The sequence below is a fragment of the Pantoea sp. BJ2 genome (assembly GCF_040255075.1).
Taxonomy (GTDB): Bacteria; Pseudomonadota; Gammaproteobacteria; order Enterobacterales; family Enterobacteriaceae; genus Pantoea; species Pantoea leporis.
Genome location: NZ_CP158292.1, coordinates 580,206 through 601,272 on the forward strand (window position 1 = coordinate 580,206; position 21,067 = coordinate 601,272).

Annotated in this window: 19 protein-coding genes and 2 tRNA genes; 19 read left to right on the plus strand and 2 right to left on the minus strand. The window is 53.1% G+C overall.

The window, feature by feature from the left end:
- The first annotated feature begins 34 nt into the window (after nucleotides 1-34).
- Nucleotides 35-511, plus strand: a complete 477-nt coding sequence (greA, locus tag AAF463_RS02540; protein WP_101762255.1) for a transcription elongation factor GreA — start codon at nucleotides 35-37, stop codon at nucleotides 509-511.
- A gap of 126 nt (nucleotides 512-637) precedes the next feature.
- Here greA and yhbY read toward each other — a convergent pair whose 3' ends face one another.
- A complete protein-coding gene (gene yhbY, locus AAF463_RS02545) occupies nucleotides 638-931 on the minus strand; it encodes a ribosome assembly RNA-binding protein YhbY (RefSeq protein WP_007886683.1) in 294 nt (97 codons plus the stop codon).
- Nucleotides 932-1,056: 125 nt separating this feature from the next.
- On the opposite strand from yhbY, the gene rlmE reads away from it, so the two are divergent.
- The 17 genes from rlmE (at nucleotide 1,057) to AAF463_RS02630 (ending at nucleotide 19,150) form a co-directional block, all read left to right on the plus strand.
- A complete protein-coding gene (gene rlmE, locus AAF463_RS02550) occupies nucleotides 1,057-1,686 on the plus strand; it encodes a 23S rRNA (uridine(2552)-2'-O)-methyltransferase RlmE (protein WP_007886684.1) in 630 nt (209 codons plus the stop codon).
- A 175-nt stretch (nucleotides 1,687-1,861) separates the two neighbouring features.
- Nucleotides 1,862-3,769 carry an ATP-dependent zinc metalloprotease FtsH gene (gene ftsH, locus AAF463_RS02555; RefSeq protein WP_036620266.1) on the plus strand — a complete coding sequence of 636 codons (1,908 nt, stop codon included), beginning with the start codon at nucleotides 1,862-1,864 and terminating at the stop codon, nucleotides 3,767-3,769.
- A gap of 130 nt (nucleotides 3,770-3,899) precedes the next feature.
- Complete coding sequence (gene folP / locus AAF463_RS02560) at nucleotides 3,900-4,733, plus strand: dihydropteroate synthase (protein ID WP_350261474.1); 834 nt, start codon at nucleotides 3,900-3,902, stop codon at nucleotides 4,731-4,733.
- 3 nt (nucleotides 4,734-4,736) lie between these two features.
- Nucleotides 4,737-6,071, plus strand: coding sequence for a phosphoglucosamine mutase (gene glmM / locus AAF463_RS02565; RefSeq protein ID WP_101762253.1), 1,335 nt, complete (start codon nucleotides 4,737-4,739; stop codon nucleotides 6,069-6,071).
- Nucleotides 6,072-6,287: 216 nt separating this feature from the next.
- Nucleotides 6,288-6,623 (plus strand): preprotein translocase subunit SecG, encoded by a 336-nt coding sequence (gene secG / locus AAF463_RS02570; RefSeq protein ID WP_007886689.1) that lies wholly within the window; start codon nucleotides 6,288-6,290, stop codon nucleotides 6,621-6,623.
- A 49-nt stretch (nucleotides 6,624-6,672) separates the two neighbouring features.
- Nucleotides 6,673-6,759 (plus strand) — tRNA-Leu (locus AAF463_RS02575).
- A gap of 59 nt (nucleotides 6,760-6,818) precedes the next feature.
- A tRNA-Met gene (locus AAF463_RS02580) sits at nucleotides 6,819-6,895 on the plus strand.
- Between the two features lie 212 nt (nucleotides 6,896-7,107).
- Nucleotides 7,108-7,560, plus strand: coding sequence for a ribosome maturation factor RimP (gene rimP / locus AAF463_RS02585; protein WP_137386838.1), 453 nt, complete (start codon nucleotides 7,108-7,110; stop codon nucleotides 7,558-7,560).
- A 24-nt stretch (nucleotides 7,561-7,584) separates the two neighbouring features.
- The gene (gene nusA / locus AAF463_RS02590; RefSeq protein WP_101762251.1) at nucleotides 7,585-9,072 is read left to right on the plus strand and encodes a transcription termination factor NusA; all 1,488 of its coding nucleotides are present in this window, start codon (nucleotides 7,585-7,587) and stop codon (nucleotides 9,070-9,072) included.
- Nucleotides 9,073-9,089: 17 nt separating this feature from the next.
- On the plus strand, nucleotides 9,090-11,780 hold the full coding sequence (infB, locus tag AAF463_RS02595; RefSeq protein ID WP_064737725.1) for a translation initiation factor IF-2: 2,691 nt from the start codon (nucleotides 9,090-9,092) through the stop codon (nucleotides 11,778-11,780).
- A 65-nt stretch (nucleotides 11,781-11,845) separates the two neighbouring features.
- Nucleotides 11,846-12,253, plus strand: coding sequence for a 30S ribosome-binding factor RbfA (rbfA, locus tag AAF463_RS02600; RefSeq protein WP_350261475.1), 408 nt, complete (start codon nucleotides 11,846-11,848; stop codon nucleotides 12,251-12,253).
- Entirely contained in the window at nucleotides 12,253-13,197 is a 945-nt protein-coding gene (truB, locus tag AAF463_RS02605; protein WP_350261476.1) for a tRNA pseudouridine(55) synthase TruB, read from the plus strand. The genes rbfA and truB overlap by 1 nt, the downstream gene beginning before the upstream one ends.
- A 133-nt stretch (nucleotides 13,198-13,330) precedes the next feature.
- Nucleotides 13,331-13,600: a 30S ribosomal protein S15 gene (rpsO, locus tag AAF463_RS02610; protein ID WP_036620269.1), complete on the plus strand. Its 270-nt coding sequence runs from the start codon at nucleotides 13,331-13,333 to the stop codon at nucleotides 13,598-13,600.
- 309 nt (nucleotides 13,601-13,909) lie between these two features.
- Nucleotides 13,910-16,048, plus strand: coding sequence for a polyribonucleotide nucleotidyltransferase (gene pnp, locus AAF463_RS02615; RefSeq protein ID WP_101762248.1), 2,139 nt, complete (start codon nucleotides 13,910-13,912; stop codon nucleotides 16,046-16,048).
- A 129-nt stretch (nucleotides 16,049-16,177) separates the two neighbouring features.
- Entirely contained in the window at nucleotides 16,178-17,062 is an 885-nt protein-coding gene (gene nlpI / locus AAF463_RS02620) for a lipoprotein NlpI (protein ID WP_008104288.1), read from the plus strand.
- 110 nt (nucleotides 17,063-17,172) lie between these two features.
- Nucleotides 17,173-17,223, plus strand: coding sequence for a protein YrbN (gene yrbN, locus AAF463_RS02625; protein ID WP_152689941.1), 51 nt, complete (start codon nucleotides 17,173-17,175; stop codon nucleotides 17,221-17,223).
- A 16-nt stretch (nucleotides 17,224-17,239) separates the two neighbouring features.
- Nucleotides 17,240-19,150, plus strand: coding sequence for a DEAD/DEAH family ATP-dependent RNA helicase (locus tag AAF463_RS02630; protein ID WP_101762247.1), 1,911 nt, complete (start codon nucleotides 17,240-17,242; stop codon nucleotides 19,148-19,150).
- 68 nt (nucleotides 19,151-19,218) lie between these two features.
- On the opposite strand, the gene AAF463_RS02635 is transcribed toward AAF463_RS02630, so the two are convergent.
- Nucleotides 19,219-19,965, minus strand: a complete 747-nt coding sequence (locus AAF463_RS02635; RefSeq protein ID WP_350261477.1) for a glucose 1-dehydrogenase — start codon at nucleotides 19,963-19,965, stop codon at nucleotides 19,219-19,221.
- Between the two features lie 183 nt (nucleotides 19,966-20,148).
- Between AAF463_RS02635 and AAF463_RS02640 the strand changes: the two genes are divergently transcribed.
- Nucleotides 20,149-21,066: an AraC family transcriptional regulator gene (locus AAF463_RS02640; RefSeq protein ID WP_137385065.1), complete on the plus strand. Its 918-nt coding sequence runs from the start codon at nucleotides 20,149-20,151 to the stop codon at nucleotides 21,064-21,066.
- Nucleotide 21,067 lies beyond the last annotated feature (1 nt).

Below are 21,067 nucleotides of genomic sequence, written 5' to 3' on the forward strand. Positions count from 1 at the left end.
CGCCGTTAACCAGGATAGATGACGAGGAGCCAAAATGAATCAGATTCCGATGACGTTGAAAGGCGCTGAGAAGCTGCGCGAAGAGCTGAACGAACTGAAAACTGTGAAGCGTCCGCGCATCATCGCCTCCATCGCCACAGCCCGTGAGCACGGCGATTTGAAAGAGAATGCCGAATATCATGCGGCTCGCGAAGAACAGGGTTTCTGCGAGGGGCGTATTCAGGAGATTGAAGCCAAGCTTTCCAATGCGCAAGTCATTGATGTGACTGCCATGCCGAAAACCGGTCGCGTAATTTTTGGCGCTACCGTGACCATCCTCAATGTGGATACGGAAGAAGAGTTCACCTATCGCATCGTGGGTGACGATGAAGCTGACTTCAAGCAGAACCTGATTTCAGTGAATTCGCCGATGGCGCGTGGATTGGTTGGAAAATCAGCCGACGATGTCGCGATTGTGAAAACCCCAGGCGGGGATGTGGAATATGAAGTCCTGAAGGTGGAATACCTTTAAGATATTGCTACGCTTTGCAATATGTCGCTGCATTTTGTAAAGAAAGGAAAAAGGCCGCATTGCGGCCTTTTATCACATGCAGGAGCGTGGCACTTTCTTTGCCCGTCGCCGCCTTTAAAGGCATGATTAACGCGGAAGAGTAATTTTACGCTCTTTGGCAGGGCGATACAGCACCAGCGTGTTGCCGATTACCTGTACGTTGCCTGCTTTAGTTTCACGCACGATAGCGTCCACGATCAGCTGCTTAGTTTCACGATCTTCCGAGGCAATTTTTACCTTGATCAATTCGTGATGCTCGAGCGCCAGTTCGATTTCGGCAAGCACGCCTTCGGTCAGGCCATTTCCGCCCAGCATGACAACCGGCTTAAGCGGATGGGCAAGGCCTTTCAGGTGCTGTTTTTGTTTGGTACTCAGATTCATCGTATTTTTTGCTTACTCAGGGATTGAAAACGGTTCATTCTACCGCCATCTCGGGTATATCGCCAAATCAACGCGACCATTGCGTGCTGATTTATCGCTACGATGACGATTTAATTGGAAAAATTATGACGGGTAAAAAGCGTTCGGCCAGTTCCAGTCGCTGGCTACAGGAACACTTTAGCGATAAATATGTGCTGCAGGCACAGAAAAAAGGGTTACGTTCGCGTGCCTGGTTTAAACTTGAAGAAATTCAGCAGGGTGACAAGATTTTCAAACCCGGGATGACGGTTGTTGATCTCGGTGCGGCACCCGGCGGCTGGTCGCAATATGTGGTTCAGCTTATCGGATCAAGTGGTCGTATCATCGCTTGCGATCTGTTACCAATGGATCCGATTGTCGGCGTTGATTTTTTGCAGGGCGACTTTCGTGATGAGGCGGTACTTAACGCCTTACTGGAGCGCGTTGGCGACCAAAAGGTGCAGGTGGTGATGTCTGATATGGCACCCAACATGAGCGGTACACCTGCGGTTGATATTCCACGTTCGATGTATTTGGTAGAATTGGCGCTGGAAATGTGTCGGGATATCCTGGCCCCAGGCGGCAGTTTTGTCGTGAAAGTGTTTCAGGGAGATGGCTTCGATGAATACCTGCGGGAAATTCGCTCCCTGTTTACGAAAGTAAAAATTCGTAAGCCGGACGCTTCGCGATTACGTTCGCGCGAAGTGTACATTGTGGCGACGGGGCGCAAACTTTAGCCCGAATTGCCGGAATCAAAGCAAGACGACCAATGCGTTTACTCTGATGTGTAATTCTGAGTTTCAGGGTAAACAAGCAAAATCATCCGCACTGCGATTCCAGGTATGAAGGATCTATAGTACCCTACGCTGTCTGTTAACATCGTTGTAATATGAGGTTAATCCCTTGAGTGACATGGCGAAAAACCTGATTCTCTGGTTAGTCATCGCGGTCGTGCTGATGTCTGTATTCCAGAGCTTTGGGCCCAGCGAGTCGAATGGCCGTAGGGTTGATTATTCAACTTTCCTATCGGAAGTGAACCAAGATCAGGTCCGCGAGGCACGAATTAACGGGCGTGAGATTAACGTTGTCAAAAAAGACAGCAATAAATACACCACCTATATCCCCGTCAACGATCCTAAGTTACTCGATAACCTGTTGACCAAAAACGTCAAAGTCGTTGGCGAACCGCCTGAAGAACCAAGCCTGCTGGCTTCCATCTTCATCTCATGGTTCCCAATGCTGCTGCTAATTGGCGTGTGGATCTTCTTTATGCGGCAGATGCAGGGCGGCGGCGGCAAGGGCGCGATGTCCTTCGGCAAGAGCAAAGCCCGCATGCTGACCGAAGATCAGATCAAAACCACTTTTGCTGACGTGGCCGGTTGTGATGAGGCCAAAGAAGAAGTTGGTGAGCTGGTTGAGTATCTACGTGAGCCGAGCCGTTTCCAGAAGCTGGGCGGTAAAATTCCGAAAGGCGTCCTGATGGTCGGCCCTCCGGGTACCGGTAAAACGCTGCTGGCGAAAGCGATTGCTGGTGAAGCCAAAGTCCCGTTCTTTACCATTTCCGGTTCTGACTTCGTGGAAATGTTTGTCGGTGTCGGTGCATCTCGTGTGCGTGACATGTTCGAACAAGCGAAGAAAGCGGCACCGTGCATCATCTTTATCGATGAAATCGATGCGGTTGGCCGTCAGCGTGGCGCCGGTTTAGGCGGTGGTCATGATGAACGTGAACAAACGCTGAACCAGATGCTGGTTGAGATGGATGGCTTTGAAGGTAATGAAGGCATCATCGTTATCGCGGCAACTAACCGTCCAGATGTTCTTGACCCGGCGCTGCTGCGTCCAGGCCGCTTCGACCGTCAGGTTGTGGTGGGTCTGCCAGACGTGCGTGGTCGTGAGCAGATTCTGAAAGTCCATATGCGTCGTGTGCCGCTGGCAACCGATATGGATCCATCAGTTATCGCACGTGGTACGCCTGGTTTCTCCGGTGCGGATTTGGCTAACCTGGTCAACGAAGCTGCGCTGTTTGCTGCTCGCGGCAACAAGCGTGTTGTTTCGATGGTTGAGTTTGAAAAAGCCAAAGACAAAATCATGATGGGTGCGGAACGTCGCTCCATGGTGATGACCGAAGAGCAGAAAGAATCGACGGCTTATCATGAAGCGGGTCACGCGATCGTGGGTACGCTGGTTCCGGGTTACGATCCGGTGCACAAGGTCACCATCATTCCGCGTGGTCGTGCTCTGGGTGTGGCTTTCTTCTTGCCAGTAGGCGATGAGATCAGCGCCAACCGTCAGAAGCTGGAAAGCCGTATTTCTGTGGCTTACGGCGGACGTCTGGCGGAAGAGATCATTTATGGTCCGGACTATGTTTCTACCGGTGCTTCATCTGACATCAAAATGGCGACCAGCGTAGCACGCAACATGGTTACGCAGTGGGGCTTCTCTGAGAAGCTGGGTCCATTGCTTTACGCTGAAGAAGAGGGCGAAGTGTTCCTCGGTCGCTCAGTGGCGAAAGCAAAACACATGTCAGATGAAACGGCGCGCATTATCGATCAGGAAGTTAAACACCTTATCGATACCAACTACCAGCGTGCACGCCGTATTCTGAATGAAAACATGGACATCCTTCACGCGATGAAAGACGCGCTGATGAAGTATGAGACCATCGATGCACCGCAGATCAGCGATCTGATGGCACGCCGCGAAGTGCGTCCACCAGCAGGTTGGGAAGAGGCGAAAGTTGCTGTGGGTAACGGCGACTCTACGCAGGCTCCACGTCCTGTTGATGACCCGAAAACGCCGGGTTCAGACAAGATCATGTGATGGCATTCTGGCGGGATGCGTTGCTCACCGCCAGTTCTCCCTCCCGCAATACTTGTTACAATGCAAACCCCGGCCAGTCCGGGGTTTTTTACATTCCGTGATTCAGTGATTCCTCAAGGAGATTCTCGCCATGAAGTTGTTCGCCCGTGATTCCCATCTCGATCTCTCTTTTCCCCATGTGATGGGTATTTTGAATGTCACGCCGGACTCTTTCTCTGATGGTGGAAGTCACAACACGCTGGTCGATGCGCTGACGCACACCAATGAAATGGTGAATGCCGGTGCCACCATTATTGATGTGGGCGGTGAATCAACGCGTCCGGGCGCTGATGAAGTTAGCGTGGAAGAGGAGCTGGCACGCGTTATTCCGGTGGTGGAAGCCATCGCGCAGCGTTTTGAGGTGTGGATTTCGGTCGATACTTCCAAGTCAGAAGTGATCCGTGAAGCGGCGCGAGTGGGTGCTCACATTATCAATGACATTCGTTCTTTGTCCGAACCGGGCGCGCTGGCGGCGGCGGCAGAAACAGGCTTGCCGGTGTGTCTGATGCATATGCAAGGAGAACCGCGCACCATGCAGCAGGCACCGGAATATAGCCACATCGTGAGCGAAGTGGATGCTTACTTCGCTGCACAGATTGCGCGATGTGAAGCCGCCGGCATCAAAAAAGATAATCTGATGCTCGATCCTGGCTTCGGTTTCGGTAAGAATCTCAGCCACAACTATGAACTGCTGGCCAACCTCAGCCATTTCCACCACTACGGCTTACCGCTGTTGGTAGGAATGTCACGCAAGTCGATGGTTGGGCAGTTGCTAAATGTCGGTCCGGCCCAGCGTCTGACCGGAAGCCTCAGCTGTGCGGTGATTGCCGCCATGCAAGGGGCGCAAATTATTCGCGTGCATGATGTGAAAGAGACTGTCGAAGCGATGCGCGTCGTCGAAGCGACACGGAGAGCAAAAGGATAAAGCATGAGTAATCGTAAATATTTCGGTACAGATGGGATTCGCGGCAAAGTCGGTGAAGCACCGATTACCCCTGATTTTGTCCTCAAGTTGGGCTGGGCGGCGGGTAAGGTGCTGGCGCGCCAGGGTTCACGCAAAGTATTGATTGGTAAAGATACGCGTATTTCAGGCTATATGCTGGAATCGGCACTGGAAGCTGGCCTGGCGGCGGCGGGATTGTCGGCGGCTTTCACCGGCCCGATGCCGACACCTGCAATTGCTTATCTGACCCGCACTTTCCGCGCGGAAGCGGGTATTGTGATTTCAGCTTCTCATAATCCCTTTGACGACAATGGCATCAAATTCTTCTCGGCTGAAGGTACCAAGCTGCCAGATGAAGTTGAAGAAGCGATCGAACTGGAGATGGAAAAGCCGATCACCTGCGTAGAGTCGGCTGAACTGGGCCGCGCCAGTCGCATTGTCGATGCTGCTGGTCGTTACATCGAATTCTGCAAAGGGACTTTCCCAAGCGAGCTGAGCCTGAATGGGCTAAAGATTGTGGTCGATTGTGCGAATGGCGCGACGTATCACATTGCGCCTAATGTGCTGCGTGAGCTGGGTGCGAATGTGATTGCTATCGGCGTGCAGCCGGATGGCATGAACATCAACAAAGATTGCGGTGCGACCGATCTGCGTTTGCTGCAGCATCGCGTATTGGAAGAGAAGGCCGATCTCGGACTGGCGTACGACGGTGATGGCGACCGCATCATGATGGTTGACCATTTAGGTCACAAAGTCGATGGCGATCAAATTCTCTACATCATTGCGCGTGAAGGGCTGCGTCAGGGCCAGCTGCGCGGTGGCGTGGTGGGCACGTTAATGAGCAACATGGGTCTGGAACTGGCACTGAAACAGCTGGGTATTCCGTTTACCCGTGCGAAAGTGGGCGACCGCTATGTGCTGGAAAAAATGCAGGAGAAGGGCTGGCGTCTAGGAGCGGAAAACTCCGGTCACGTCATTCTGCTTGACAAAACCACCACCGGCGACGGCATCGTAGCAAGTTTGCAAGTGCTTACTGCAATCGTACGCAACCATATGACGCTACATGACCTGTGCAGCGGCATGAAAATGCTGCCACAGATTTTGGTCAATGTGCGCTTCGCTGGCGAGCACGATCCGCTGGAAAGCGAAAGCGTGAAAGCTGTCACTGCGGAAGCTGAAAAAACGCTGGCGGGACGCGGTCGTGTGTTGCTGCGCAAATCCGGCACTGAACCCCTGATTCGTGTGATGGTGGAAGGTGAAGATGAGGCGCAGGTCAGCGCGTTGGCGCATAAAATCGCGGATGCAGTAAAAGCGGTGTGAGTTTTTCAGGCGGGGAGTTTTTAAACTTTCCGCCTGCAAAATCACCGGGATGGTGCTTTTTTCCGCAATCGATAGCGATGGTGAAAATTGCACTTGCAGAGGTATGTGCCTTTGGTTAGTATTCACACCCGCTTCTGATGGGTGATGACGAGACTCCCCATCGATATTGGTTGAAGCTTTAACTGTGCAGATAACGCGCAAGGAAACAGGTTGATTATGTACGAAGCTCTGTTAGTTGTTTTCCTTATTGTAGCGATTGGCCTCGTGGGTTTGATCATGCTGCAGCAAGGCAAAGGCGCTGATATGGGAGCCTCATTCGGTGCAGGCGCTTCTGGTACGCTGTTTGGTTCAAATGGGTCTGGCAACTTTATGACTCGTATGACCGCGGTACTGGCTACGCTGTTCTTCATCATCAGCCTGGTTCTGGGTAACCTGAACAGTAATAAAACAGCCAAAGGTAGCGAGTGGGATAACCTCACTGCGCCGGCGCAGTCTGAACAGCAGACTCAGCCAGCTAAACCGGCAACGCCGGGCAATGATATCCCGCAGTAAGATCGTCAACGCTGTAGTGCGATAAAACAACGTCGCAGTCTAGTGATGTACCGAGGTGGTGAAATTGGTAGACACGCTACCTTGAGGTGGTAGTGCTCGAAAGGGCTTACGGGTTCAAGTCCCGTCCTCGGTACCAAATCTCAGTTTAACTTGCATTTTTTGCAAGGTCGGCGTATTATTCGCCACGTTTTCGGACGCGGGGTGGAGCAGCCTGGTAGCTCGTCGGGCTCATAACCCGAAGGTCGTCGGTTCAAATCCGGCCCCCGCAACCACTTTCCCTTAGAGTTCTTTTTCAAATATACTGTATGCATCGACGGACGCAATCTCAGTGATTTTTGAAAAAAATTCTTTTGGATTATGCTCCGAAGCCGCTATGCGGCGTACAGGGTCCAGTCACAAAAAGCCCCGAATATTCGGGGTTTTTTGTTATCAGGAAATCGAAACACTGGGCTATAGGCCCTTTTTTTATGTCTTGGGGGTGGGCTTGTCCACATTAGAGCAAAAATTGACAGAGTTGATCTCTGCTCCAGTAGAAGCGCTTGGCTACGAATTAGTCGGTATTGAGTTTATTCGTGGTCGCACATCAACCCTGCGCATCTATATTGATAGTGAAGAGGGTATCAATGTTGATGATTGCGCCGATGTTAGCCACCAGGTTAGCGCAGTAATGGATGTGGAAGATCCAATTACCGTGGCTTACAACCTTGAAGTTTCCTCGCCGGGTCTCGAACGTCCTCTTTTCACTGCTGAACACTATGCACGTTTTGTCGGTGACGAGGTGAGCCTGGTACTACGCATGGCCGTACAAAACCGCCGTAAATGGCAGGGTATCATCAAGTCTGTTGAAGGCGAGATGATCACGGTGACCGTTGAGGGTAACGATGAAGTGTTCGCGCTGAGCAACATTCAGAAAGCGAACCTGGTCCCCCACTTTTAAAAGTCCGGATTGAGGCTAACCAGGATGAACAAAGAGATCTTAGCTGTAGTAGAAGCCGTTTCTAACGAAAAAGCCCTGCCGCGTGAGAAAATCTTCGAAGCGCTGGAGAGCGCTTTGGCCACTGCGACCAAAAAGAAGTATGAGCAAGAGATCGAAGTGCGTGTCAGCATCGATCGCCGCAGCGGCGATTTCGACACCTTCCGTCGCTGGCAGATTGTAGAAGAAGTCACGCAGCCGACTCGCGAGATCACGCTGGATGCAGCCCGTTATGAAGACGAAGCGTTCAATCTGGGCGAATTTGTCGAAGATCAGATTGAATCTGTCACCTTCGACCGTATCACCACCCAAACTGCTAAGCAGGTTATCGTACAAAAAGTACGTGAAGCTGAGCGCGCAATGGTGGTTGATCAGTTCCGTCAGCACGAAGGCGAAATCATCACCGGCGTGGTGAAGAAAGTGAACCGTGACAACATTTCACTGGACCTCGGTAGCAATGCTGAAGCCGTGATTTTGCGTGAAGACATGCTGCCGCGTGAAAACTTCCGTCCAGGTGACCGTATCCGCGGTGTGCTGTATGCCGTTCGCCCTGAAGCGCGTGGCGCGCAGCTGTTCGTCACCCGTTCTAAACCAGAAATGCTGATCGAGTTGTTCCGCATTGAGGTGCCAGAAATTGGCGAAGAAGTTATCGAGATCAAAGCGGCAGCGCGCGATCCGGGTTCACGCGCCAAAATCGCGGTGAAGACCAACGATAAACGTATTGATCCAGTGGGCGCTTGCGTCGGTATGCGCGGTGCGCGTGTCCAGGCGGTTTCGAGCGAGCTGGGTGGCGAGCGTATCGACATTGTGCTGTGGGACGACAACCCGGCGCAGTTCGTTATCAACGCTATGGCGCCAGCCGATGTGGCGTCAATTGTGGTGGATGAAGACAATCACACCATGGATATCGCTGTTGAAGCCGGCAATCTGGCTCAGGCGATCGGCCGTAACGGCCAAAACGTGCGTCTGGCTTCCCAACTGAGCGGTTGGGAACTAAACGTGATGACCGTCGATGATCTGCAGGCTAAGCACCAAGCTGAAGCCCATGCAGCGATCGATATGTTCACCAAACATCTCGACATCGACGAAGAGTTCGCCACCATTCTGGTGGAAGAGGGCTTCTCTTCGCTGGAAGAATTGGCTTATGTGCCAATCAACGAGCTGCTGGAAATCGACGGCCTCGATGAAGAGACCATTGAAGCCCTGCGTGAACGAGCAAAAAATGCGTTAACCACCCTGGCATTAGCGAAAGAAGAGAGCCTTGGTAATCAGGAGCCCGCTGAGGATCTTCTGAATCTTGAGGGCTTGGATCGTGCGCTGGCGTATCGCCTGGCGTCGAAAGGCGTTTGCACGCTGGAAGATCTCGCTGAGCAAGGTGTTGACGATCTGACAGATATTGAAGGGCTGGATGACGAGAAAGCCGGTGCGCTGATTATGGCTGCACGTAATATCTGCTGGTTCGGCGATGACGCGTAATAACAGGAAGGAACAGCATGACAGATGTAACCGTAAAATCGCTGGCCGCCGAAATTCAGACCCCGGTCGATCGCCTGGTACAGCAATTTGCTGATGCAGGGATTCGTAAGTCTGAAAACGATGCGGTATCCCAGCAAGAGAAAGAAACCTTACTGTCTCACCTGAATCGTGAGCACGGTCAGACCGGTTCAAGCAAGCTGACTTTGCAGCGCAAGACGCGCAGCACCTTGAATATTCCCGTCACCGGGGGTAAAAGTAAGTCGGTACAAATCGAAGTCCGCAAAAAGCGCACATACGTGAAAGGCGATGCAGAGTCTGAGCAAGCTCAGGCAGAAGCGGAAGCCGAGGCGCAGCGTGAAGCGGAAGAGCAGGCGCGTCGCGAGGCGGAAGAACAAGCCCGTCGCGAAGCTGAACAGAAAGCGCAACGTGAAGCCGAAGACAAAGCCAAGCGCGAAGCCGCTGACAAGGCTAAACGTGAAGCAGCGGAAAAAGAGAAATTGACTAATCAACCTACCGATGTAGTAGCCAAGGCTGCGCAATCTGATAAAGCCCGTCGTGAAGCAGAAGCTGCCGAACTGAAACGTAAAGCAGAAGAAGAAGCACGCCGTAAGCTGGAAGAAGATGCGCGCCGCGTGGCTGAAGAAGCCCGCCGCCTGGCTGAAGAGAAAGGCGCTGAATGGGCAAAACCTGAAGAAGAGGATAAAGGCGACTATCACGTCACTACCTCTACTCACGCCCGTCAGGCAGAAGACGAGAACGATCGCCAGGTAGAAGCTGGCCGTGCACGTGCTCGCACCACCAAAGCGGCTCGTCCGGTTAAGAAAGGCAACAAGCATTCTGAAGCTAAAACCGATCGCGAAGAAGCGCGTGCTCAGGTGCGTGGCGGCAAAGGCGGTAAGCATCGTAAGCCAAGCACCCTGCAGCAGGGCTTTAACAAGCCGGCTCAGGCGGTTAACCGCGATGTTGTCATCGGTGAAACCATCACCGTTGCTGAACTGGCCAACAAAATGGCGATCAAAGGTTCTCTGGTCGTTAAAGCGATGATGAAGATGGGCGCCATGGCGACCATCAACCAGGTTATCGATCAAGAAACCGCTCAGATGGTTGCGGAAGAGATGGGTCACAAAGTGATCCTGCGCCGTGAGAATGAGCTGGAAGAAGCGGTAATGGACGATCGTGACACCGATGCTGCGCAGGAAAGCCGTGCGCCAGTCGTCACCATCATGGGTCATGTTGACCACGGTAAAACCTCGCTGCTTGACTACATTCGTTCAACGAAAGTGGCATCAGGCGAAGCGGGCGGTATTACCCAGCATATTGGTGCTTACCACGTTGAAACTGACAACGGTATGATCACCTTCCTCGATACCCCTGGACACGCCGCGTTTACCGCAATGCGTGCTCGTGGTGCGCAGGCCACGGATATCGTTATCCTGGTTGTGGCTGCTGACGATGGCGTGATGCCTCAGACCGTTGAAGCTATCCAGCATGCGAAAGCAGCCGGTGTGCCAGTGGTTGTTGCGGTTAACAAAATTGATAAGCCAGATGCTGATCCAGACCGCGTTAAGAACGAACTGACCCAGTACGGAATTCTTCCGGAAGAGTGGGGCGGTGAGAACATGTTCGTTAACGTCTCTGCGAAAGCCGGTACCGGTATCGACGACCTGCTGAATGCGATTCTGCTGCAAGCTGAAGTTCTGGAACTGTCTGCTATCCGTGAAGGTATGGCGAGCGGCGTGGTGATTGAATCGTTCCTCGACAAAGGTCGTGGCCCGGTTGCTACCGTGCTGGTACGTGAAGGTACGCTGAACAAAGGCGATATCGTGCTGTGCGGCTTCGAATATGGCCGTGTACGTGCGATGCGTGACGAACTGGGTCGTGAAGTACTGGAAGCAGGTCCATCCATTCCAGTCGAAATCCTCGGTCTGTCCGGTGTGCCGGCTGCGGGTGATGAAGCGACTGTAGTACGTGATGAGAAGAAAGCGCGTGAAGTTGCACTGTATCGTCAGGGCAAATTCCGTGAAGTTAAGCTGGCGCGTCAGCAGAAGTCTAAGTTGGAGAACATGTTCGCCAACATGACTGAAGGCGAAGTGTCTGAGCTGAACATCGTGCTGAAATCTGACGTACAGGGTTCTGTTGAAGCCATCTCTGATTCGCTGCTGAAACTGTCTACCGACGAAGTGAAAGTACGCATTATCGGTTCAGGCGTGGGTGGTATCACCGAAACCGACGCCACGCTGGCTGCAGCATCCAACGCCATCATTCTCGGCTTCAACGTGCGTGCTGATGCATCTGCTCGCCGCGTGATTGACGCTGAAAACGTTGACCTGCGTTACTACTCCGTCATCTATAATCTGATCGACGAAGTAAAAGCAGCAATGAGCGGTATGCTGGCTCCAGAGTTCAAACAGCAGATTATCGGTCTGGCTGCGGTACGTGACGTGTTCAAATCACCGAAGTTTGGTGCCATCGCGGGCTGTATGGTCACTGAAGGTATCATCAAACGTCACAACCCAATCCGTGTACTGCGTGACAACGTGGTTATCTATGAAGGCGAACTGGAATCACTGCGTCGCTTCAAAGATGACGTCAACGAAGTTCGTAACGGCATGGAATGTGGTATTGGCGTGAAGAACTATAACGACGTTCGCGTTGGCGATATGATCGAAGTGTTCGAAGTGATTGAAATTAAACGCACCATCGATTGATCATCATTTGATGTGTTGCAATTTGGGAGGCCTCTGGCCTCCCGAATTATTTGGGAGAAAGAATAATGGCAAAAGAATTTGGCCGCCAACAGCGCGTTTCTCAGGAGTTGCAGAAAGAGATCGCAATTATCCTGCAGCGCGAAATTAAAGATCCACGTCTCGGTATGATGGTGACGGTTTCGGGCGTCGAAGTGTCGCGCGATCTTGCCTATGCCAAGGTGTTTGTGACCTTTTTGAATGATAAAGATGAAGAAGCAGTGCAAAACGGCCTGAAGGCGCTGAAAGAAGCCTCTGGCTATATCCGTACGCTGGTAGGTAAAGCGATGCGCCTGCGCATCGTGCCGGAGCTAACCTTCTTCTACGACAACTCGCTGATCGAAGGTATGCGCATGTCGAACCTGGTCAGCAACGTTATTAAGAGCGATGTTGAGCGTCGTGGCGATAGCCCGGCGGACGATGACAAGGAGGACTAATGAGTCGTCCTCGTCGTCGCGGTCGCGACGTCCACGGTGTGTTTCTGCTGGATAAGCACCAAGGCGCATCTTCCAATGATGTGCTGCAGAAAGTAAAACGTCTGTTCAACGCGAACAAAGCGGGCCACACCGGCGCCCTCGATCCTCTGGCGACCGGCATGCTGCCGGTTTGCCTCGGCGAAGCCACCAAGTTTTCGCAGTATCTGCTCGATTCGGACAAGCGTTATCGCGTCATTGCTCGCCTGGGTGAACGCACCGATACGTCTGATGCCGACGGTAATATTGTTGAGACGCGTCCGATTACTTTTGATCAGGCGGCACTGGATGCAGCGCTGGACTATTTTCGTGGCGACACCATGCAGGTGCCGACCATGTTCTCCGCGCTGAAGTATCAGGGACGCAAGCTGTACGAGTACGCACGTGAAGGCATAACCGTGCCGCGTGAAGCGCGCCCGATCAAAGTGTTTGAGCTGCAGTTTATTCGCTGGGAAGGTGATGAACTGGAGCTGGAGATTCACGTCTCTAAAGGCACTTACATCCGCACTATCATCGACGATCTCGGTGAACGGCTTGGCTGCGGTGCGCACGTTATCATGCTGCGTCGTCTGCAGGTGGCGCGTTATCCGATCGAAAGAATGGTGACGCTGGAGCAGCTGCAGGAAGTGGCGGCCACCGTCAACATGGCGGAAACGCCGGATTACAGTGCGCTCGATGCGTTATTGCTGCCGATGGATAGTCCGGCAGAAGAGTTCCCGATAGTGAATTTGCTGCCTACGGTGGCGGCTTATTTCAAACAAGGTATGCCGGTTCAGGTGGCGGATGCGCCGGAACAGGGATTGGTGCGCGTGACGGAAGGTGATGAGCAAAAATTCATTGGTATGGCCGAAATCGCCGACGATGGACGCGTGGCGCCGCGTCGTCTGGTGGTAGAATTTCCTGCGTAATCAAGCCTCTCGGATTTGACCTAACGGCGCATTTGCGTTGCTATCAGGCGAAGAGTAGAATGGCGCGGCTTTAAAAGCGGGCTGCTGAATTAGAGATCGGCACCCATACATTCATTATCTAACGGAGTTTATTATGTCTCTAAGCGTAGAAGCTAAAGCAGAGATCGTTGCTAAATACGGTCGTGGTACCAACGACAGCGGTTCAACTGAAGTTCAGGTTGCTCTGCTGACTGCTCAGATTAACCACCTGCAGGGTCACTTCTCTGAGCACAAGAAAGATCACCACAGCCGTCGCGGTCTGCTGCGCATGGTATCTCAGCGTCGTAAGCTGCTGGACTACCTGAAGCGTAAAGACGTTGCTCGCTACACCGGTCTGATCGAAAGCCTGGGTCTGCGTCGCTAAGTCTGAAGAATCTGATCAAGGATGTAGCGCATGCACCATGCAAAAAAACGCATCTGATGATCAGATTTGTGCGAGTTTCGCGAAAAGGGGGCCTTTATGGCCCCTTTTTTCGAGCAATCCGCAGCAATCCGGACCAAACTCATGTATTGTTGCAGAGAGTGATCTTTGCTTGCAGAGGTTCGCGCGGCTAATGAGAGGCTTTACCGCATGGGCGGTTAAGGTTGTCATTAGTCGCGAGGATGCAACTGAAGATCGGTAATCCCCGGCGCGCCAGAATGGGCTGCGCCTCTGAATTTAAGGACTTAAATTTTGCTGAACCCGATCGTACGCAAATTCCAATATGGTCAGCATACCGTCACGCTGGAAACCGGCATGATGGCGCGCCAGGCTACCGCTGCAGTAATGGTGAGCATGGATGACACTGCTGTATTCGTTACCGTTGTTGGCCAGAAAAAAACTAAACCAGGTCAGGATTTCTTCCCGCTGACGGTTAACTATCAGGAGCGTACTTACGCTGCTGGTCGTATCCCGGGTAGCTTCTTCCGTCGTGAAGGCCGTCCAAGCGAAGGCGAAACCCTGATCTCACGCCTGATTGACCGTCCAGTTCGTCCGCTGTTCCCGGAAGGCTTCATTAACGAAGTCCAGGTTATTGCGACCGTTGTTTCCGTTAACCCTCAGGTTAACCCAGACATCGTTGCGATGATCGGCGCATCTGCTGCGCTGGCTCTGTCAGGTCTGCCGTTCAATGGCCCAATCGGCGCAGCGCGCGTGGGCTATATCAACGATCAGTACGTACTGAACCCAACTGCTGATGAAATCAACGAATCACGTCTGAACCTGGTTGTTGCCGGTACCCAGAACGCGGTGCTGATGGTGGAATCAGAAGCTGACATCTTGACCGAAGAACAGATGCTGGGCGCTGTGGTATACGGCCACGACCAACAGCAGATCGTTATCGAAAACATCAATGCGCTGGTTGCCGAAGCGGGTAAACCACGTTGGGATTGGCAGCCACTGCCAACTAACGACGCACTGATCGCACGCGTTACTGCACTGGCAGAAGCGGGCATCAGCGATGCCTATCGCATCACTGATAAGCAGGAGCGTTACACTCAGGTTGGCGCAGTGAAAGACGCGACCATTGCTGCACTGCAGGCTGAAGATGAAACGCTGGATGCTGGCGATATCGCTGACATCGTTCATGACCTTGAGAAGAGCGTTGTTCGTAGCCGCATCATCCGTGGCGAACCGCGTATCGATGGCCGTGAGAAAGATATGATTCGTGGCCTGGATGTGCGCACTGGCGTACTGCCACGCACGCACGGTTCTTCACTGTTTACCCGTGGTGAAACGCAGGCGCTGGTTACCGCAACATTGGGTACCGCACGTGATGCGCAGAATCTGGATGAGTTGATGGGCGAGCGTACTGATAGCTTCCTGTTCCACTACAACTTCCCTCCATACTGCGTGGGCGAAACCGGTATGGTTGGCTCACCGAAGCGTCGTGAAATTGGTCACGGTCGTCTGGCGAAGCGCGGCGTGCTGGCAGTAATGCCTAAGCAAGCTGATTTCCCCTACACCGTGCGTGTGGTTTCAGAGATCACTGAATCTAACGGTTCTTCTTCAATGGCTTCCGTGTGCGGTGCATCTCTGGCACTGATGGACGCTGGCGTACCGATCAAAGCTGCCGTAGCCGGTATTGCGATGGGTCTGGTTAAAGAAGCCGACAACTTTGTGGTTCTGTCTGACATCCTGGGTGACGAAGATCACCTCGGCGATATGGACTTTAAAGTAGCGGGTAGCCGCGATGGTATCACTGCGCTGCAGATGGATATCAAAATCGAAGGCATCACCCGCGAAATCATGCAGGTTGCTCTGAACCAAGCGAAGGGTGCGCGTCTGCACATTCTGAGCGTGATGGAACAGGCAATCAGCACGCCGCGTCAGGAAATTTCTGAGTTCGCGCCGCGCATTTACACCATCAAAATCAGTTCAGACAAGATCAAAGATGTCATCGGTAAAGGCGGCTCAGTGATCCGTGCGCTGACCGAAGAAACCGGCACCACCATCGAAATCGAAGATGACGGTACCGTGAAGATTGCTGCTACTGATGGCCTGAAAGCCAAAGAAGCCATTCGTCGTATCGAGGAGATCACTGCTGAGATCGAAGTTGGCCGCGTTTACTCTGGTAAAGTGACACGTATCGTTGATTTCGGTGCCTTCGTGGCAATCGGCGGCGGTAAAGAAGGTTTGGTGCACATCTCTCAGATCGCCGACAAGCGCGTAGAGAAAGTGACCGATTACCTGCAGATGGGCCAGGAAGTTCCAGTGAAAGTCATGGAAGTGGACCGTCAGGGCCGTGTACGCCTGAGCATCAAAGAAGCGACAGAGCAGAAACCAGCGGAAGAAGTTGCTACCGCTGCATCTGATGCATCTGACGCCGAGTAAGCGTTTACCGATTTACCTCTCCCTGCTTTGCGGGGAGAGGTGTTTAGATCATCGCGAGGGCGGGAATCCTTGTGCACAGCAGGAGGATGACAGGATGGTTGTCCCAATGTTTGTATTCGGGAGTGGGAAATGAAGCCTTTTTTGCGCTGGTGTTTTGTTGCGACAGCTATCACGCTGGCAGGATGCAGCAACTCCAATTGGCGTAAGAACGAAGTTCTGGCAGTACCTTTGCAGCCCACACTGCAGCAAGAGGTGATCCTGGCGCGAATGGAACAAATTCTTGCCAGTCGTGCCCTGACCGATGATGAACGCGCACAGCTATTATATGAGCGCGGAGTGTTGTATGATAGTTTGGGTCTGAGGGCATTAGCGCGGAACGATTTTTCGCAAGCGCTGTCTATAAGACCAGATATGCCTGAGGTATTTAACTATCTCGGTATATACTTAACGCAGGCAGGCAACTTTGATGCTGCCTATGAAGCGTTTGATTCTGTACTTGAGCTTGATCCAACTTACAACTATGCGCATTTAAACCGTGGTATCGCCCTCTATTACGGCGGTCGATACAAGTTAGCGCAAGATGATCTGCTGGCGTTTTATCAAGACGATCCTAACGATCCATTCCGCAGCCTTTGGCTCTATCTCGTTGAAAGCGATATGGATGCCGACAAGGCAAAAGTTACGCTGAGACAGCGTCATGACAAAGCGGTTCGCGATCAATGGGGATGGAATATTGTCGAGTTCTACCTTGGCGACATCAGTGAAAAAACGCTGATGGAACGTCTCAAGGCGGACGCAACGGATAACACCTCGCTCGCTGAACATCTCAGTGAAACCAACTTCTATTTAGGTAAGTATTACCTAAGTCTGGGGGAGAAGGACGACGCGAAAGCGTTGTTCAAACTGGCGGTGGCCAACAACGTAAATAACTTTGTTGAGCACCGATACGCATTGTTGGAACTGGCGCAACTCGGCCAGACACAAGACGATTTATCAGAATCTGACCAGCAATAGCTGACGAACTTTTATTGCCTGAATACCTGTAAAGTCATCATCTTCAGAGATGAGGGCTTTTCTGTTCGTCAAAACTTCTAATTTGAGCCGGTTCACACTTTTTGATGAAAATGACTGAAAGTTTTCACGACGAGTTATGTAGACTGGCCGCCGCAATCTAAGAGGCACGTGTACTACATGACTGATATTCAAACCACTTTTGCTGACCTTGGCCTGAACGCCGACATCCTCGAATCACTGAACGGTATGGGCTACGTAAAGCCTTCTCCAATCCAGGCTGAGTGCATTCCTCATCTGCTGGCTGGCCGTGACGTGTTGGGTATGGCGCAGACCGGTAGTGGTAAAACTGCGGCATTCTCACTGCCGCTGCTAAACAACATTGATGCTACTGTTAAAGCACCGCAAATTTTGGTGCTGGCACCTACCCGCGAATTGGCGGTACAGGTTGCTGAAGCCGTCACAGAATTCTCTAAACACATGCGTGGCATTAACGTGGTAGCTCTGTACGGCGGCCAACGTTATGACGTACAGCTGCGCGCCCTGCGTCAGGGACCACAAGTTGTTGTGGGTACCCCTGGTCGTCTGCTGGATCACCTGAAGCGTGGCACGTTAGATCTGTCTAACCTGCGCGGTCTGGTGCTGGACGAAGCGGATGAAATGCTGCGTATGGGCTTCATCGAAGACGTTGAAACCATCATGGCGCAGATTCCAGACGGTCATCAGACCGCGCTGTTCTCAGCCACCATGCCAGAAGCGATTCGCCGTATTACCAAGCGTTTCATGAAAGATCCACAGGAAGTGCGCATCCAGTCAAGCCTGACTACGCGCCCAGACATTTCTCAGTCTTACTGGACCGCATACGGCCGTAAAACTGATGCGCTGGTTCGTTTCCTGGAAGCGGAAGATTTCGATGCAGCCATCATCTTCGTGCGTACCAAAAATGCCACGCTGGAAGTGGCCGAAGCGCTGGAGCGCAGCGGTTATAACAGCGCAGCACTGAACGGCGACATGAACCAGGCACTGCGTGAGCAGACGCTGGAGCGTTTGAAAGATGGTCGTCTCGACATCCTGATCGCGACCGACGTTGCAGCACGTGGCCTGGACGTTGAGCGTATCAGTCTGGTCGTAAACTTTGATATCCCGATGGATGCAGAGTCTTACGTTCACCGTATCGGTCGTACCGGCCGTGCTGGTCGTGCAGGTCGTGCGTTGCTGTTCGTTGAGAACCGCGAGCGTCGTCTGCTGCGCAACATCGAACGCACCATGAAGCTGACTATTCCAGAAGTTGAGCTGCCGAACGCAGAACTGCTGGGTGAGCGTCGTCTGGCTAAGTTCGCGGCTAAAGTACAGCAGCAGCTGGAAAGCAGCGATCTGGACCAGTACCGCGCACTGCTGAGCAAAATGCAGCCGGGCGAAGATCTGGATATCGAAACGCTGGCCGCAGCACTGCTGAAAATGGCTCAGGGCGAACGTCCACTGATTCTGCCGCCAGAAGCACCGCGTCCAGCGCGTCGCGAGTTCAGCGATCGTCCTGACCGTGGTGAGCGTCGCGATTCACGTGATTCTCGTGGTCCACGCGAAAGCCGTGACAGCCGCGATGGCGATCGTCCACGTCGTGAGCGTCGTGACGTTGGCGAAATGCAGCTGTATCGCATTGAAGTGGGCCGTGATGATGGTGTTGAAGTTCGTCACATCGTTGGCGCGATCGCTAACGAAGGTGACATCAGCAGCCGTTACATCGGTAACATCAAGCTGTTTGGTACTCACTCAACCATCGAGCTGCCGAAAGGCATGCCGGGCGAAGTGCTGCAGCACTTTACTCGTACGCGTATTCTGAACAAACCGATGAATATGCAGCTGATGGGTGATGCGCCAGTGCACGAGCGTAGCGAACGTCGTCCATCTGCTGGCGGCGAACGTCGTGGCAATGGCGCACCGCGCGGTGATGGTGCTCCACGTGGCGAAGGCGCTCCACGTCGCTTCTCCGAACGTCGTGAAGGTGGCCGTGAAGGCGGACGCTTCAGCCGTGAAGGTGGTCGTGGCCCGCGTCCAGAAGGCGCTGCTGCACCACGTCGTCGTGACGCATAAGCGATAAACGCGAAAAGTAAAAAGGGACGCTAACGCGTCCCTTTTTTTATGCGCGTGGAAGGTGAATTTTACACGCCACCAGCAATCAGCACGCGTTCACCGCTAACGTAAGCTGACTCTTCTGACGCCAGAAACAGCGCCACCTGCGCCACATCTTCCGGCAAGCCAAAGCGTCCGAGCGGCGTTGCCGCTATCAGCTGTGCTTTCAACTCCGGGTGCATCTTCTTCGCCGCCAGCAAACCTTCGGTCAAAATAATGCCGGGTGCTAACGCATTGACGCGAATATTACGTGGCCCAAGCTCGCGTGCGAGGCCCTGCGTTAAGGTATCGATCGCGCCTTTGGTTGCTGCCCAAAGCACCGAGCCGGGCGTGCAGCGTTGGCTATTTAAAGCGCTAAGGTTGATGATGGAACCGCCGCCTGCGGGGAAATGTTTTGCCGCCTGCTGACACACCAGCAAGGTACCCAGCAGATTCACATTCAGCTGCTGCTGCATCTTGCTGAGGCTAAGCTCGGCAAAGTCACCGTGGTGAAAAATCCCGGCGTTATTCACCACAATGTCGGGCGCGCCAAACTGCTCAATGCTGCTAGCGAACAAGCGCTGCACATCGGCCTCGCGTGAAATATCAGCCTGTACGGCGATGGCGTCGCTACCCAGCGCCTGAATGTCGGTCACCACATCCGCCGCACCCACTTCGTCCTGAAGATAATTCACCACTACCCGAGCACCGGCCGCCGCGAAAGTCATGGCGATGGCGGCACCAATGCCTTTCGAAGCGCCCGTCACCAGCGCAATTTTGCCTTCAAGTGTTTTCATCGTGTCTCTCCACCTGAGATTTCGGGGAAAATAAAGCATGCGCTGTCCATACAATCGGGTGGTAGCGCAATCCTGCAAGCTTCTTGCACGATCCTGCAAATCTGCTGTTCAAGGACTAGTCGCAGCGCCAACCACAAGCGAGAATATCCACTCAGTGATTTCTTACCGCGGAGCACCGAGCGCATGATTCATCAGGAACAATGGCAGCAGTTGGTGGCAATTATTGCTCGCCACGCACCGCAGGATGGTCGTCACTATTGCCCAATCGATTTTCTCTCTTTCGGCCGCAGTTCTCAGCCCACCAGTTTGGCGCATGTGGCGACCTGGGCGAGCTTTGCCCTGATCGCGCAGGGGCAAAAAGCGCTGCGCATGGGTGATGAAGTGATGCATTACGGGCCGGGCGATTTACTGTTGGTGACGCTTGATATGCCGGTGCAATCCTGCGTGGTCATGGCAACGCCAGAGAAACCGAATCTTGGTGTGGGCATCACCATTAACGAAACGCGTCTGATGCGTTATCTGGAACACTTTCCGCACCATCAACTCGGCAGCACGGCGGTGAGCGAGCGTGGTATCGCCGTGCATAAAGTCGCGCCCCCGTTGGTGGATGCGGTGATGCGTTTGGTCGAGTTGCTGGATCACCCGCAGGACATTGCTGCGCTGGCACCGTTGATTGAGCAGGAGATTTTCTATCGTTTGCTGACTGGACCCGAAGGGCCGCGCATTCTCAACATGGCGTTGACGGAACGGCCAGGCAACAAAGTGGCGCGCGCCGCGCGTTGGCTACGCGAAAACTTTCATCAGCCGTTGAAAATGGATTTTCTGGCGAGCAGCGTAGGGATGAGTATTTCGTCGCTGCATCATCACTTTAAAGCGGTAACGGCGATGACGCCGATGCAGTATCAAAAGCAGCTGCGGCTCAACGAGGCGCGGCGTTTGATGTTGATTGAGAAGCTGGATGCCGGCACGGCGGGTTATCGGGTGGGTTATCAAAGTGCTTCGCAGTTCAGTCGTGAATACAGCCGTTTTCACGGTCAGTCACCGGCGCGAGACGTGCGAACCATTGCGGTGGGCCCAGAGTGGTTAAACCCACCGCAATAAG

Excerpts from the sequence above, each read along its gene's own strand:
- secG (WP_007886689.1), top strand. The coding sequence starts at position 6,288 with ATGTACGAAGCTCTGTTAGTTGTTTTCCTTATTGTAGCGATTGGCCTC.
- ftsH (WP_036620266.1), top strand. The coding sequence starts at position 1,862 with ATGGCGAAAAACCTGATTCTCTGGTTAGTCATCGCGGTCGTGCTGATG.
- rpsO (WP_036620269.1), top strand. The coding sequence starts at position 13,331 with ATGTCTCTAAGCGTAGAAGCTAAAGCAGAGATCGTTGCTAAATACGGT.
- rbfA (WP_350261475.1), top strand. The coding sequence starts at position 11,846 with ATGGCAAAAGAATTTGGCCGCCAACAGCGCGTTTCTCAGGAGTTGCAG.
- greA (WP_101762255.1), top strand. The coding sequence starts at position 35 with ATGAATCAGATTCCGATGACGTTGAAAGGCGCTGAGAAGCTGCGCGAA.
- truB (WP_350261476.1), top strand. The coding sequence starts at position 12,253 with ATGAGTCGTCCTCGTCGTCGCGGTCGCGACGTCCACGGTGTGTTTCTG.
- yhbY (WP_007886683.1), bottom strand. The coding sequence starts at position 931 with ATGAATCTGAGTACCAAACAAAAACAGCACCTGAAAGGCCTTGCCCAT.
- glmM (WP_101762253.1), top strand. The coding sequence starts at position 4,737 with ATGAGTAATCGTAAATATTTCGGTACAGATGGGATTCGCGGCAAAGTC.
- AAF463_RS02640 (WP_137385065.1), top strand. The coding sequence starts at position 20,149 with ATGATTCATCAGGAACAATGGCAGCAGTTGGTGGCAATTATTGCTCGC.
- rlmE (WP_007886684.1), top strand. The coding sequence starts at position 1,057 with ATGACGGGTAAAAAGCGTTCGGCCAGTTCCAGTCGCTGGCTACAGGAA.
- folP (WP_350261474.1), top strand. The coding sequence starts at position 3,900 with ATGAAGTTGTTCGCCCGTGATTCCCATCTCGATCTCTCTTTTCCCCAT.
- nusA (WP_101762251.1), top strand. The coding sequence starts at position 7,585 with ATGAACAAAGAGATCTTAGCTGTAGTAGAAGCCGTTTCTAACGAAAAA.
- AAF463_RS02630 (WP_101762247.1), top strand. The coding sequence starts at position 17,240 with ATGACTGATATTCAAACCACTTTTGCTGACCTTGGCCTGAACGCCGAC.
- AAF463_RS02635 (WP_350261477.1), bottom strand. The coding sequence starts at position 19,965 with ATGAAAACACTTGAAGGCAAAATTGCGCTGGTGACGGGCGCTTCGAAA.
- nlpI (WP_008104288.1), top strand. The coding sequence starts at position 16,178 with ATGAAGCCTTTTTTGCGCTGGTGTTTTGTTGCGACAGCTATCACGCTG.
- infB (WP_064737725.1), top strand. The coding sequence starts at position 9,090 with ATGACAGATGTAACCGTAAAATCGCTGGCCGCCGAAATTCAGACCCCG.